Source organism: Corallococcus exiguus, from assembly GCF_009909105.1.
GTDB classification, from domain to species: domain Bacteria; phylum Myxococcota; class Myxococcia; order Myxococcales; family Myxococcaceae; genus Corallococcus; species Corallococcus exiguus.
On the sequence record NZ_JAAAPK010000008.1, the window covers coordinates 357,780 to 370,979 of the forward strand.

12 protein-coding genes are annotated in these 13,200 nt (G+C 69.1%); 4 read left to right on the forward strand and 8 right to left on the reverse strand.

The features are described from left to right. Positions 1-39: 39 nt before the first annotated feature. From GTZ93_RS27690 to GTZ93_RS27700, 3 genes are all read right to left on the reverse strand, one after another. Positions 40-1,545: an ATP-binding cassette domain-containing protein gene (locus GTZ93_RS27690; RefSeq protein WP_126936092.1), complete on the reverse strand. Its 1,506-nt coding sequence runs from the start codon at positions 1,543-1,545 to the stop codon at positions 40-42. Positions 1,546-1,833: 288 nt separating this feature from the next. Then, positions 1,834-2,919: an SPFH domain-containing protein gene (locus tag GTZ93_RS27695; protein WP_120579569.1), complete on the reverse strand. Its 1,086-nt coding sequence runs from the start codon at positions 2,917-2,919 to the stop codon at positions 1,834-1,836. Further along, positions 2,910-3,410, reverse strand: coding sequence for an NfeD family protein (locus tag GTZ93_RS27700; RefSeq protein ID WP_120579570.1), 501 nt, complete (start codon positions 3,408-3,410; stop codon positions 2,910-2,912). The genes GTZ93_RS27695 and GTZ93_RS27700 overlap by 10 nt, the downstream gene beginning before the upstream one ends. A 127-nt stretch (positions 3,411-3,537) precedes the next feature. On the opposite strand from GTZ93_RS27700, the gene GTZ93_RS27705 reads away from it, so the two are divergent. Next, entirely contained in the window at positions 3,538-4,386 is an 849-nt protein-coding gene (locus tag GTZ93_RS27705) for an alpha/beta fold hydrolase (protein ID WP_139920911.1), read from the forward strand. Here GTZ93_RS27705 and GTZ93_RS27710 read toward each other — a convergent pair whose 3' ends face one another. The 3 genes from GTZ93_RS27710 to GTZ93_RS27720 all read right to left on the reverse strand — a co-directional run bounded on the left by GTZ93_RS27710 (position 4,387) and on the right by GTZ93_RS27720 (position 6,071). Continuing rightward, the gene (locus GTZ93_RS27710) at positions 4,387-5,229 is read right to left on the reverse strand and encodes a hypothetical protein (RefSeq protein ID WP_139920913.1); all 843 of its coding nucleotides are present in this window, start codon (positions 5,227-5,229) and stop codon (positions 4,387-4,389) included. 113 nt (positions 5,230-5,342) lie between these two features. After that, positions 5,343-5,621, reverse strand: coding sequence for a hypothetical protein (locus GTZ93_RS27715; RefSeq protein ID WP_121761382.1), 279 nt, complete (start codon positions 5,619-5,621; stop codon positions 5,343-5,345). A gap of 156 nt (positions 5,622-5,777) precedes the next feature. Next, entirely contained in the window at positions 5,778-6,071 is a 294-nt protein-coding gene (locus GTZ93_RS27720; protein ID WP_161663105.1) for a hypothetical protein, read from the reverse strand. A 210-nt stretch (positions 6,072-6,281) separates the two neighbouring features. On the opposite strand from GTZ93_RS27720, the gene GTZ93_RS27725 reads away from it, so the two are divergent. The 3 genes from GTZ93_RS27725 to GTZ93_RS27735 all read left to right on the forward strand — a co-directional run bounded on the left by GTZ93_RS27725 (position 6,282) and on the right by GTZ93_RS27735 (position 10,679). Further along, complete coding sequence (locus GTZ93_RS27725; protein WP_161663106.1) at positions 6,282-9,296, forward strand: error-prone DNA polymerase; 3,015 nt, start codon at positions 6,282-6,284, stop codon at positions 9,294-9,296. Between the two features lie 159 nt (positions 9,297-9,455). Continuing rightward, complete coding sequence (locus GTZ93_RS27730; RefSeq protein ID WP_257979553.1) at positions 9,456-10,211, forward strand: hypothetical protein; 756 nt, start codon at positions 9,456-9,458, stop codon at positions 10,209-10,211. Positions 10,212-10,397: 186 nt separating this feature from the next. Continuing rightward, on the forward strand, positions 10,398-10,679 hold the full coding sequence (locus GTZ93_RS27735) for a hypothetical protein (protein WP_139923752.1): 282 nt from the start codon (positions 10,398-10,400) through the stop codon (positions 10,677-10,679). Between the two features lie 7 nt (positions 10,680-10,686). On the opposite strand, the gene GTZ93_RS27740 is transcribed toward GTZ93_RS27735, so the two are convergent. Continuing rightward, positions 10,687-11,430, reverse strand: a complete 744-nt coding sequence (locus tag GTZ93_RS27740) for a phytanoyl-CoA dioxygenase family protein (RefSeq protein ID WP_139923750.1) — start codon at positions 11,428-11,430, stop codon at positions 10,687-10,689. Positions 11,431-11,481: 51 nt separating this feature from the next. Then, positions 11,482-13,143, reverse strand: a complete 1,662-nt coding sequence (locus tag GTZ93_RS27745; RefSeq protein WP_121755428.1) for an acyl-CoA dehydrogenase family protein — start codon at positions 13,141-13,143, stop codon at positions 11,482-11,484. Positions 13,144-13,200 lie beyond the last annotated feature (57 nt).

The window sequence follows — 13,200 nt, forward strand, 5'->3', positions numbered from 1 at the left end:
GGGAGGTCTGTCTTCACTCCATCCCGGCGGTCAGGTGGCTCATTCCACCTCCACACGTCCGTTCGCCACCAGCCACCGCGTGGTGGTGCAGGAGCGGGCGAAGGGCGCGTCGTGGGTGACGAGCAGCAGCGCGCCCGGATAGTCGTGCAGCGCCGCCTCCAGCCGTTCGATGGACGGCAGGTCCAGGTGGTTGGTGGGTTCGTCCAGCACCAGGGCCCAGGCGTGCTGGCCCAGGCCGCGCGCGATGGCCAGCTTGCGCGCCTCGCCGGGCGACGGTTGTTCGGACGCGAGCAGCCGGTGCGGATCCACCCCCAGCGCGGCCACCAGGGACATCACCCGGCCGCGCTCATCGGAGGGCAGCTCTCGCACCGCGTCGATCAGGGCGCGCGTCTCCTCCGCGCCCAGGTCCTGGGGCAGGTACAGGAGCTTCTCGCGAGGCACGCGCGCCTGCTCCAACAGGGCCTTCAGAAGCGTCGTCTTGCCGGCGCCGTTGGGGCCCTCGATGCGGATGCGCGCCTCGCGGTCCACGTCCAGGCGCGTGGGGCCCAGCACCTCCACGTCGCCGGCCTTCAGGCCCGGTGTGTCGAAGGTGAAGAGCCACGGGTTGGGCGAGCGCACGTAGTCCACGAACACGGAGCGCCCCACCGTCTTGTCCACGGTGAAGGTGCCCACCGCGGCCTCGGCGCGCTCCAGTTCGCGGCGCTTCACGGTGACCTGGTGGCCCAGGCGGGACTCGGCCCAGCTCGCCAGCGTGGAGGGCCCCAGGCCGCGCGCGTCGCTGTCGTACTTGTTGCGCATCCGCCGCGACGTGCTGCGCGACAGGGTGGCGCCCTGGTGCTCGCGCCGGGCGCTGTCCAGCAGCTGCGCGGCCCGATCCCGCTCCGCCTTGGACTGTTGGTGGGCGGCGACCTCCGACTCGCGCTCCGCCTCCCAGTGGCCCTTCGCGGCGGAGTAGGCGCCCGGGTACAGGTGCGCCTCGCCGCCGTGCACGCGCAGCGTGGCCTGGGTGAGTGTCTCCAGCAGCTCGCGGTCGTGGGACACGACGACGCCCACGCCCCGGAAGCGGCGCAGCGCGGCCACCAGCCAGGCGCGCGCCTCCGCGTCCAGGTGGTTGGTGGGTTCATCCAACAGCAGCACGTCCGGCTCGCGGGCGAGCGCCGCGCCCACCTGCCAGCGCTTGCGTTCACCCGGGGACAGCGTGGGCCAACGCTCCAGCGCGGTGACGTCCAGGCCCAGCTGGCCCTGGAGCCTGCGCGCCAGCGCGTCCCAGGCGTCCGCGAAGGCGGTGATGTCGGGCGTGAGTGCCTCCACGCCCTGTGGACACAGGCACACGAGCGGCGAGTCCGGTTCGAACTGGAGCTGCCCGGACGTGGGCTTCAGCTCCCCGGACAGCAGGCGCAGCAGGGTGGACTTGCCAGCGCCGTTGGGGCCGACGAGGCCCGTCCAGCCGGAGGCGAGGTGGAACTCCACGTCGGTGAGGACGGGGATGGCATCGGTGAACGAAAAGCAGACGCGGTGCGCGCGCACGGAAGAGGACGAGGGCATGTTGAAGCGACTCCTGAAACCGGAAGCCAGCGCACACGTCCGTCAGGACGCGCGGCGGCGGGGTACAGCGGGGGACCGGGGTTTCAGGCGAACAGCTTCAAGGGTCTGCGAACCTCGTTCAGGGGAAGACCTGTGACATCTCCCCGCGTGGACTGCCGACAGCTGGTGCTTCAGGTGGAGCATGCGGCGCGGCCCGGGCGGATGGCAAGTCCGGGCGCGTGCCGTGACGCGGGCACCGACGGAAAGAACGCCGGTGCCCTGACAACGATTCCCCGAAAGGGGCCGGGGCTACTCGTCCGAGGGCGGCTGCACCCGGCGGGTGGCCGGGATGGTGGCGCTCGCGGCGGCGTTCCGGGCCAGGGCCTGGGCGCTCATCGAGGCGGCGGACGGAGCGGACGCGCGGAGCTGGGGCTGGGGCGCGGCGGCCGGGGCGGCGTCCTTGGCGAACACCTCCTTCAGCGTGGCGATGGAGCCCAGCGCGGCGGTGGCCTCGTAGGGGATGAACATCTTGTTGTCGCCCTTGCCCAGCTCCTGGAGCGTCTCCAGGTAGCGCAGCGCGAGCACCTCCGGCGTGGCGCGGCCGGTGTGGATGGCCTCGAAGGTGAGGCGCGTGGCCTCGGCCTTGCCCTCGGCCTCCAGCATCACGGCGCGCTTGTGGCCTTCGGCGCGGGCGATCTCCGCGTCGCGCTCGGCCTCCGCGCGCAGGATGCGGGAGATCTTCTCGCCTTCGGCCTGGAGGATGGCGGCGGCCTTGTCACCTTCGGCCTTGGTGACCTCGGCGCGGCGCTCGCGCTCGGCGGTCATCTGCTTGGCCATGGCGGCCTTGATGGCCTGGGGCGGTTCAATCTCGCGCAGCTCCACGCGCGTCACCTTCACGCCCCACTTCTCCGTGGCCTCGTCCAGCACCATGCGCAGCTTGGTGTTGACCGTCTCGCGGCTGGTGAGCGTCTGATCCAGCGTGAGGCCGCCCATGACGTTGCGCAGGTTCGTCATGGTGAGCTGCTCGATGGCGAGCGCCAGGTTCTCCACCTGGTAGAGCGCCCGGCCCGGATCGACGATCTGGTAGTAGATGACCGAGCCGACCTCCATGTTGACGTTGTCATGGGTGATGACCTGGACGGTCTCGAAGCCCATGACCTGCTCGCGCAGGTCCACCAGGGTGTTGCGCGTGAAGCGGTTGCCGGCGCGCATCTCCATGGCGCGAGGGCTGTCCATGAAGGGGATGAGGATGTTGAGGCCGCTGGAGGCCACGTGGTGGAACTTCCCCAGCCGCTCCACGACCATCACCTTGGCCTGGGGAACGATGCGCACACCGGTGACGAGCCCGATCACGACGGCCGCGGCCGCGACGAGCAGAACAATGGTCAGTCCCATCCTGCGTTCTCCTTCTTCTTGCGACGCGCCGGTTGCAGCGCGACTTCGTTGGACGCCGACGGGCGTCGCACCCACAACTTGAGGCCTTCAATCTGCTCCACGGTGACGCGCTCGCCCTCGGGCAGGGGCCCGGACAGGGAGCGCGCCATCCACAGCTCGCCGTTGATGCGCACGGTGCCCCCGTGTCCGTCCGCCAGCGCCTCCATGACCACGGCCTCCTGGCCCAGCATCGCCTCCACGCCCGTCTTCAAGTGCACGGCGTCCCGCATGAAAACGTGTTTGAAGATGGTGCGGGACGCGCCGAAGAGGGCGGCGGACACCAGGATGAAGGCGAAGAGCTGGCTGTTGAGGCCCAGGCCCACCCCGGCCATCAGGGAGGCCATCAGCGCGCCCACCGCGAACCAGAGCGTCACGAAGCCGGAGAGCTTGATCTCCAGCGCGCCCAGGACGATGGCGGCGATCAACCAGAGCTGCCAGGCGGTGGTGTCCATAGGGGGTCCTTGTTTGGCAGCGGCTTCGGCCCCCTGTCAAACCGGGCGGCCGGGCATCCGGAATCAATCAAAACGGAGGGTGGGTTCCGGGAAGGCCCTAAGGGGGCCCAAGCCGGGGGAAAAGCAGATGCCATACCTGTCCATCCGTGGTGCACGACTGTACTACGAGGACACAGGGGGGAGCGGGGAGCCGGTGCTTTTCAGTCACGGGCTGCTCTGGGACTCCCATCTGTTCCACCGGCAGGTGGAGGCCCTGAGGGGCCACTACCGCTGCGTCGTGTACGACCACCGGGGCCAGGGGCAGAGCGAGCCCCCGCCTGGCGACTCGGTCATCGACCTGCGCACCGTGTACGAGGACGCCGTGGCGGTCATCCAGGCGCTGGGGCTGGCGCCGTGTCACTTCGTGGGCCAGTCCATGGGGGGCTTCGTGGGCCTGAGGCTGGCAGCCAGGCACCCGGAGCTCCTGCGCTCACTGGCGCTGCTGGATTCGTCCGCCGCGGCGGAGCTGCCGCTGACGCTGGCGCGCTACCGGGTGCTGACGACGCTCACGCACTGGCTGGGCCTGAGGCCGGTGGTGGATCGGATCATGTCGCTCTACTTCGGGCGCACGTTCATGCGGGACCCGGAGCGGTCCGCGGAGCGGGCGTTGCTGCGCCGGCAGCTGGTGGCGAACCCGCGCGCGGTGTGGCGAGCGATGCAGGGCGTCATCCACCGCCGCAGCGTGGAGGGGGAGCTGCACCGCATCCAGACGCCGACGCTGGTGCTGGTGGGGGAGGAGGACGCGGTGACGGTGCCGGAGGTGGCGGAGCGGCTGCATCAGCGCATCCGGGGCGCGCGGCTCAAGCGGCTGCGCTGCGGCGGGCACATGTGCATCCTGGAGCAGCCCCAGGCGGTCAACGTCGCGCTGGGAGACTTCCTGGAGGAGGTGGAGCGCACCTCGCTCCAGGCGGACGGGCACCGGTTCGCGTCCGGCTGATCAGTATTCGATCGGCTCCACGACGATGTCCGCGACGGCCAGCTGACCGGAGCCGTCCTGCTTGGTGTAGAGCATGTAGCGCTGGCTCCAGAACCTCCATTCGCCCTTCTCGCGCCAGCCCACGATGTTGGCGTTGGTTCCGGCGGCGGCGAACCCCATCCGTTGCTTCCCCTCCTTCTCCAGGTCGCTCTTGTACTGGCGCTCCTTGCCATAGAGCGTCACGGGAGAGGCCTGAACGCCCACCGGCAGCCGCTGGGTGACGTATTTGAGATGCTCCCGCGTCTGGGTGTCGCGGTGCTTGCTGTCTCCGACGTTGCTATGGAGCACGACGGGCTTGCGCGAATCTCCGCCCACGCCAAACGTGCAGCCCGTCATCACGTCGGTGAAGAAGAAATTGGCTTCATCCCCCAGCTGCATCCAGCAGACGCCATCCTCGTGCCAGGGCAGCAGGTAGGCCCGTTTGCCCTGGCCCCCTTCGTTGCCATCCAGGTTGAAGGTCTGCGCGGAGACGAAGCCGTCGGACGGGTCGGCGTCGATCGTCACGGAAGCGCGAGGCGTCCAACCGAAGGTCCGGGGGACCACGGTGTAGCCACGCAGCGCCTGGAGCTGGGCCTTCTCCTCTTCCCATTCCAGATCCGGCTCGTCCTCGTCCGAGTCCTCGGGTTCCTGGAACCAGTGCTTCACGAAGACCCGGTGACGGCCTTCCGTCGCCCCGAAACTGAGCAGCTGTCCTTCGTAGCTGACGAGGTCCCCCTTCCGGGTCACGAGGTCGTTCGACTGGATGCTGCCCCCCATCAGGATGATCTGCTGATGGATGAACTTCTCTGGATCGGTGATGAACATGACCGTCCTTCGCTGTCCGCCACCGCTCTCGCGGAGGCGGACAGGGCCTGCATGGAGCATCAGGACTTCCTGGAGGAGGTAGAGCGCAGCTCACTCCAGGAAGCAGCGGTGAACTAGCCCCGGGCCTCGGGCTCGCGGCAGACGGCTTCCGACGCGTCGTCCGTGTCCGCGGGTTGCACGGAGGCCTGCGGCTCGGAGGGCTGCGCCACCGGCGAGCCGATGCAGACGCCGTAATCGCCACAGGTGATGATGTGGCCGGCCTCCAGACAGAGGGCGGCGCACGACTCCTGTTCACAGTAGGTGTTGGTGCAATCCGGCGGACGGGCGCTGGCGGTCAGCGGCGCGAGGAGGAGGGCGGGGACCAGGAGGAGGGATCGGCGGAGCAGCGTCATGAGGCACCTCGGGAACGAGTAGCACCACTGCGGCTGAATGCTGTCGGTGAGACGAAGACAGCGCGGCGCATGCTCGCCCGGAACCCAATGGCAAATCAAACCCCGCTCCTGGAGTCGGTGGAGACACCGCTCCAGAAGGAGGGAACGTAACGGATATCAGCCCTGGGCCTGATCATCGGGGGCGCGGCAGACGGCTTCCGCGTCGTCGGCCTGGGCGGGCGCGGGCTGCTGTGCGGAGGCCTGCGGTTCGGACGGCGCCGCCTGGAACACGCCGCAGAATCCGTATTCGCCACAGGTGACGATGGTCCTGCCTTCGATGACGCAGAGCGTGTCACAGCCTGCGATCGGGCCGCAGATTTCCGAACAGTATCGGGGCAGCGCTCCGGCCGTCAGGGGCGCCAGGGCGAGGAGGGCGATGGCTGCGCGCAATGACTTCAGGGACCTCTTCATGAATATCTCCAAAGGCAGCAATGGGCTTTCACGGACGGTCAGGTCATGCTCGTTCAATTCACAATTACAAATCAAACCGGGGGATGAGAGGACTGAGCAATGGGAGACAATGGCCTCCTCCGTATGAGAGGAACAACCCATGAAGTCGCCCGCTCGCGAAACGGAGATCCAATCTAGCGCCTGAACGCCCGCTCAGTATCCTGATCAGGCGTGAGCTACGCCGAGTTGGTGTGCCGGTCCCACTTCTCCTTCCTGCACGGCGCCTCCCATCCGGAGGAGCTGGTGGCCACCGCGGCCCGGCTGGGGCTGTCCGCGCTGGCGCTGACGGACAGGGATGGGCTCTACGGCGTGGTGAAGGCGCACCACGCGGCGAAGGAGCACGGCGTGAAGCTGCTCCTCGCCGCGGAGCTGACGCTGGAGGACGGCCCTCCGGTGGTGGTGTACGCGAGGGACGCGACCGGGTACTCGAACCTGTGCCGGCTGGTGTCCCACGGCCGGATGACGCACCCCAAAGGCGAGGCGGGCGTGCCCTGGCGCAAGGTGGCGGAGCACGCGTCGGGGCTGCTCGCGCTGCTCCCGGGGCCCGCGTCGCTGGAGGCGGTAGCCCCTCTGGCGGAGGCGTTTCCCGGGAGCTTCCACGTGGGCCTGAGCCGCTCGTTGTCAGCGGGAGACGCGGCCCGGGAGGCGCGAGCGGAAGCGCTGGCCCGCGCGCTGGGCGTGCCGCTGGTGGTCCACAACGACGTGCACACGCACCACCGCGACCGGCAGGTGCTCCAGGACGTGCTCACGTCCATCCGCCACGGGGTGACGGTGGATCAGGCGGGCACGCGGCTGTTCCCGAACGCCGAGCGGACGTTGAAGTCCCCTGGAGACATGGCCCGGCTGTTCGCGGATCGGCCGGAGGCGCTGGCGCGCACGGTGGAGCTGGCGTCGCGCTGCGAGGCGTCCCTGGACGCGCTGCACTACCGCTTCCCGGAGGAGGACCTGCCAGAAGGCCGCACGGCGGACGCGCACCTGCGGGTGCTCACGGAGGCAGGCCTGCGCACGCGCTATCCGGGGGGCGTGCCGCCGGCGGTGACGAAGCAGATCGACCACGAGCTGCGGCTCATCGCGGCGCTGGACTTCGCGGGGTACTTCCTGTCGCTGTGGGACATCGTGATGTTCGCGCGGGGGCGGGGCATCCTCTGCCAGGGGCGGGGCAGCGCGGCGAACTCGGCGGTCTGCTACGCGCTGGGCATCACGGCCATTGATCCGGTGCGGATGGGGCTGTTGTTCGAGCGCTTCCTCAGCATGGAGCGCAAGGAGCCGCCGGACATCGACGTGGACTTCGAGCACGAGCGGCGCGAGGAGGTGCTCCAGTACGTCTACGAGAAGCACGGCCGCCGCCACGCGGGCATGGTGTGCGAGGTGATCTGCTACCGGGGACGGCTCGCGCTGCGCGAGGCGGGCAAGGCGCTGGGGCTGTCGTTGGATCAGGTGGACCGGCTGTCTCGGGTGGCGTCGTCGCACGGCTTCCAGGTGACGCCGGACGTGCTCCAGGAGGCGGGCCTGTCACCGACGGACGGGCGGGTGCTGCGGACGCTGTCGGTGGCGAAGGAGCTGGAGGGCGTGCCCCGGCACCTGTCCATCCACGTGGGCGGCTTCGTGATGACGCGCGAGCCGCTGGTGGACCTGGTGCCGGTGGAGAACGCGGCGATGCCGGGGCGCACGGTCATCCAGTGGGAAAAGGACGACATCAACGCGGTGGGGCTCCTGAAGGTGGACCTGCTGGCGCTGGGCATGTTGACGGCGCTGTCGCGCTGCTTCGCCCTGATCCACAAGCACTACGGCCGCGAGCTGTCCCTGGCCACGGTGCCGCCGGAGGATCCGAAGGTCTACGACATGCTGTGCAATGCGGACACGGTGGGCGTGTTCCAGATTGAGAGCCGCGCGCAGATGAACATGCTGCCCCGGCTCCAGCCCCGGGAGTTCTACGACCTGGTGGTGCAGATCGCCCTCATCCGGCCGGGGCCCATCGTGGGCAACATGGTGCACCCGTACCTGCGCAGGCGGCACGGCCAGGAACAGGTGACGTACCCGAGCGACGAGGTGCGCGGCATCCTCCAGAAGACGTTGGGCGTGCCGCTCTTCCAGGAGCAGGCGATGCGGCTCGCGATGGTGGCGGCGGGCTTCAGCGCGGGAGAGGCGGACGGCCTGCGGCGGGCGCTGAGCCACAAGCAGGCGGAGGCGCGCATCCTCCCGTACCGGGGCCGCTTCGTGGAGGGCTGCGAGGCGAAGGGCTACACGCGAAAGCAAGCGGAGGAGTGGTTCGACCACTTCCGGGGGTTCGCGCACTACGGGTTCCCGGAGAGCCACTCCGCGAGCTTCGCGTTGATTGCCTATGCGTCCAGCTGGCTGAAGTGTCACTACCCGGCGGCCTTCACGGCGGCGCTGCTCAATTCACAGCCCATGGGGTTCTACGCGCCGCACACGCTGGTGGCGGACGTGCAGCGGCACGGCGTGGAGGTGCGGCCGGTGGACGTGCGCCGTTCGAGCTGGGACTGCACGTTGGAGGACGGGGCGGTGCGGCTGGGGTTGAGGATGGTGCGGGGGCTGGGCGAGTCCTCGGGCCGGGCGGTGGAGACCGCGAGGCGGGGGGACTACACGAGCGTGGGAGACCTGGCGCGGCGGGCGCGCATTCCCCGGCATGACTTGACGCGGCTGGCGTTGTCGGGGGCGCTGGCGTCGCTGTGCGGGGCGCGGAGGCAGGCGCTGTGGGAGATCCAGGCGCTGGGGCCGCTGGACGCGGACGACCTGTTCTTCGGCATGCCCATGGATGGCACGGCGGTCCAATTGCCTCCCATGGCAGTCCAGGAGCGGGTGGTGGCGGATTACGACACGGTGGGGTTGTCGCTGGAGAAGCACCCCATGGAGTTGCTCCGGCCCACGTTGAAGCGGATGGGGGCGGTGACGGCGGAGGGGTTGAAGCGGGTGTCGGCGGGGCGGCCGGTGAAGGTGGGGGGGATGATGATCTGCCGGCAGATGCCGCCCACGGCGAAGGGGATCTGCTTCATCTCGCTGGAGGACGAGACGGGGATCGCCAACCTGGTGGTGCCCTCGGAGGTGTATGCGCGGTGCAGGCAGGAGATCCACGGCGCGCTGTTCCTCGTGGGGGAGGGGATGCTGGAGCGCTCGGGGAAGGTGACGAACGTGAAGACGCGCAGCGTGGTGTCCGTGCGGCAGTGAGACGTAGGAACACCGCGCTACATCTGCACGTCTGTTCCCGTGATCCGTGGAGGGATGGGCAGGAATACCCACGGGGGCATGGAACAACCCGTATTGCTAGCGATATAGGTTGCTTCTGTCTGGAGTGTAGTAGCGTGGATCAGAACGGGAGGGTACTCAGTGCGCAACAGTCTTCGGTGGTTGGGGTCGCTGCTCGATCGCGTGGGCCTGTCTGAAGTGGTGGAGGAGGCGAGCGATTGGGTTCGGTACTACGCGCAGGGCAAGCCGCCCGTGAGCGAGCCTGCTCGGACCCGCGTCTCTCGCCCGGTGCACTCCGAGGCCCCGCGCGCGTCCGTGCATGAGGTGATCGAGTCCCTGCGCAACGCGATTCCGGAGCGCCAGGTGGACGCGACGGTGGTGGGGGTCCCCTTCGAGGGTCGCATGGAGCTGGCGCAAGCCGCCCGCCGCAAGACGGCGCCCAAGGCGAAGAAGGCCGCGAGCAAGAAGAGCGCGGCGAAGAAGGCCCCGGCCGCGAAGAAGGCGGCGCCCGCGAAGAAGAAGAGCGCGGCGAAGAAGGCCCCGGCCGCGAAGAAGGCGGCTTCGTCCGGAGCCACGAGCGAGGACGCGGTGTCGGTGCTGGAGACCGCGCTGCGAGGCCACGCGCGCCAGAAGGACCTGGTCTCCGCGGGCAAGGAGAAGGATCAGCTCCTGCGCTCGCTGATCCCGCTGTACCTGGCGAAGTCGCTGGACGTGGAGGTGACGTCCGGAACGACGTCGCGCTTCTGGAGCGGGCTGGGCGTGACCTACGCCGCGCCGAACGCGGCCAAGGCGCTGCGCCTGCACGCCGGCTACGCCCAGGACACCAAGAAGGGCAAGGCCATCACCGCGAAGGGCGTCCGCTACGTGGAAGACGCCCTCACGCAGGCCGCGAAGTAGCTCCTGCCGGGCCAGATGCCGCGCCTTTGCTGCCCACTCAAGTACGGCATCCGCCGTGTTTGGGCATGGGCAGCGATTGCTTGCATGGTGTCTTGCGCCACGACTGGGCTTCAGCCGGAGACTCAGGCTGACTCAAGCGAAGCCATTTCTTCTGCTGTCTTTGAATGGCCAGAGGGCCTGGAGCCCATGGCGACGCTGGATGGACCTGCCATCCTGGCGTCCCATGCGGCCCTCCAGGATGTCGTGAGCCGTTTCCCCAAGGCGCGCCGGAATGAATGCATCTTCACGGCGCGAGCCCTGGAGGTCGTCGTCGGCGAGGGGAAGGGCGTCTACATCGTCCGGGTGAACCGGCGCGTCGACCACTGTGAGGGAATCGGACCTGGTGGCAACTTCGAGTTCGACTGGTTCGAGCTCTATGCCGTCTCGCCCGAGGGCCGGATCATCGAGCGGTATCAGTACGCGCCGTGAATCCGCCTCAATCCCTCGCGGATCGTGAGCCCGGGACCGGCAGGTTGTCCGTCCGCCGGTACGTAGCCACCACGGAGTACTTCGTGTCCGCCGTGTGGTTCCGGCTCGCCGCGTGGAACAGCCGCGCGTGGAAGAGCAGCACGTCCCCGGGGGACAATCTCACGTACTGCGCGCCTTCGATGAGCGCCGCGTTCTCTGGCAGATCCGACCGCAGGAACAGCCGCGCGTCGTAGCGCTCCGGCGCGAACTGCATCCGGTGCGTGCCGGGCAGCACCTTCAGGCCGCCGTTCTCCGGCGTCTCCGGGCCCAATGCCAACCACGTGGAGATCAGCTCCGGTTGCGTGAAGGCCCAGTAGCGCACGTCCTGGTGCCACCCCGTGTCCGATGAGAAGCGCGGCTGCTTCGTCATCACGCAGTTGTGGTGCGCCCGCGCCTGCACCACCGGCCCGTCCAGCAACTGCCCCAGCGCCTCCAGCATCCGCGCGTCGTCGAACCACGCCCCGAACACAGAAGAGCGCCCATGCGCCTTCAGCAAGCGCCTCACCGTCCGCCCGCCCTCGGCATCGATGCTCGCCGGTGAGCCCGGATAGGCGACTTCGGCCTCGTACTCCACCGGGCCGTCACCGGAGGCGAGCTGCTCCTGGATGACGGCCCGCATCCGCTCACTCGTCCCGCCCTCCACGAAGGACGGCAGGACGAGATACCCATCGGTGGCGAAGCGCTGGCACTGCTCGGGGCTCAGGACGGACATGGCGCCCGCTTCTTAATGGCGGCGCCCGCCGCATGCACCTGTCGCGATGCCTCAGCTCAGCAGCCGCGAATCATCCAGGTCGATTTCATCCTGGATGAGGTCCACGCCGTTCTGCCGGAACCGCCGCGCCGCCGCCCGGCTGCGCGGGCCGTGCCCGTGCTCCAGGCACCACTGCGCGTGCTCGCTGAGCAGCGCCAGCTCCAGCGTGCGCCCCAGCGTCAGGGAGAAGCGCCGCGCCCCGGCCTCCATCGTGGTGGGGTTCGCCATCGCTCCGGACACCCAGGCCCGCGCGTGCTCCAGCGCGTCGTGCGCCGTCTTCACGCATGGCCGCAGGCCCGCGTCCGTCACCTTCGACAGCCGGCCCTCCACCTCGTGGAAGAACGCCTCCAGCGTGCCTTCCTTCGCCAGCGCGCGCAGCGAATCCAACGACAACACGTTCGTGGTGCCCTCCCAGATGGACAGCACCTGCGCGTCCGCCTGGATGCGCGGCAGGCCCGTGTCCTCCACGTAGCCCGCGCCGCCGAAGGACTCCGTCACCTCCGACGTGATGTGCACCACCTGGCGGCCCGTGGTCAGCTTCGCCAGCGGCGTCACCAGCCGCTGCAACAGCATCTCCTGCTCCGTCGCCGTGCGCGTCTCAAGCTTGCCAAGCAGCTCCACCCCGCGGAACGCCAGCAGGAAGCCCGCCTGGAACTCCGCTTCCAGCCCCGCCAGCGTGTCCATGTGCAGCGGCTTCTCCGACAACGGCGCGCCGAACTGCACCCGGCGCTTCGCGTAATCGTGCGCCAGCGCCATCGCCCGGCGCATGCTCCACGTAGCGCCCATCGCGTTCCAGGTGCGCGTCACGTTCAGCATCATCGCCATGTTGCGGATGCCGTCCGTCAGCCCCGCCACCGGCACCGCCAGCGTCCCGTCCAGCGTCAGCTCCGCCGTGGGCACCTTGCGCGTGCCCATCTTGTCCTTCAGCCGGTTGATCTGGATGCCGTTGAGACGGCCCTGCGCGTCCCGCGTCTCCACGAAGAAGAGCGCCAGCCCCTTGCCTCCGGGGCCGTTGCCCGTGGGCCTCGCCAGCGTCAGCGCCATCTGCGCCGTCGTCGCGGACGTGAACCACTTCGTGCCGTGCAGCCGCCAGCCCTCGGGGGACTGCCGCGCCTCCGTCAGCGTGAGCCCCACGTCCGAGCCACCCGTGCGCTCCGTCATCCACTGGCCCGACGTCCAGAACGTCGCCGGATCGCGCGACGTCAGGTGGGGCAGGGCGTGGTCGATGAGCGCCTGGTTGCCCAGCGACAGGAGTGACCGCGCCGCGCCGTCCGTCATCGCCAGCGGGCACGAGTAGACGTCCAGCGACGGCTGCACCAGGTAGTTCAACGCGAACTGGTGCACGCGGCTGAGCGCGCCGCTCTTCTGCTCGTAGGCCACCGCGACCAGGCCCTTCTTCGCGGTCAGCGCCTCCGCCTCCTTCCACAGCGGTGACACCTCGATGTGATCAATGCGCTGACCCCACGGGCTCCACTGCGTGAGCACGGGCTCGTTCAGCCGGTCGCGCTGCTGGAACTCGTAGAAGTACTTGCCTCCCAGCTCCCCCAGCTCGCGGAAGTCATCCTGGAGCGAACGAAACATGTCCTCCGGAAGGGTACGGGCGAGGTAGCCCTGCAGGAACGCGTCGTCGTCGTACTGGTTGCCAAGACCGGGGGGCGCCTGGAAGAAGCTCATGGGCCGAAGTTAACACCGCTGACACGACGGTGGGGTACAGTGACCTCCCCCCCCGCC

What these genes read in the sequence shown, in the direction of transcription:
- GTZ93_RS27690 (WP_126936092.1), bottom strand. Translation starts at nt 1,545, where the DNA reads ATGCCCTCGTCCTCTTCCGTGCGCGCGCACCGCGTCTGCTTTTCGTTC.
- GTZ93_RS27695 (WP_120579569.1), bottom strand. Translation starts at nt 2,919, where the DNA reads ATGGGACTGACCATTGTTCTGCTCGTCGCGGCCGCGGCCGTCGTGATC.
- GTZ93_RS27700 (WP_120579570.1), bottom strand. Translation starts at nt 3,410, where the DNA reads ATGGACACCACCGCCTGGCAGCTCTGGTTGATCGCCGCCATCGTCCTG.
- GTZ93_RS27705 (WP_139920911.1), top strand. Translation starts at nt 3,538, where the DNA reads ATGCCATACCTGTCCATCCGTGGTGCACGACTGTACTACGAGGACACA.
- GTZ93_RS27710 (WP_139920913.1), bottom strand. Translation starts at nt 5,229, where the DNA reads ATGTTCATCACCGATCCAGAGAAGTTCATCCATCAGCAGATCATCCTG.
- GTZ93_RS27715 (WP_121761382.1), bottom strand. Translation starts at nt 5,621, where the DNA reads ATGACGCTGCTCCGCCGATCCCTCCTCCTGGTCCCCGCCCTCCTCCTC.
- GTZ93_RS27720 (WP_161663105.1), bottom strand. Translation starts at nt 6,071, where the DNA reads ATGAAGAGGTCCCTGAAGTCATTGCGCGCAGCCATCGCCCTCCTCGCC.
- GTZ93_RS27735 (WP_139923752.1), top strand. Translation starts at nt 10,398, where the DNA reads ATGGCGACGCTGGATGGACCTGCCATCCTGGCGTCCCATGCGGCCCTC.
- GTZ93_RS27740 (WP_139923750.1), bottom strand. Translation starts at nt 11,430, where the DNA reads ATGTCCGTCCTGAGCCCCGAGCAGTGCCAGCGCTTCGCCACCGATGGG.
- GTZ93_RS27745 (WP_121755428.1), bottom strand. Translation starts at nt 13,143, where the DNA reads ATGAGCTTCTTCCAGGCGCCCCCCGGTCTTGGCAACCAGTACGACGAC.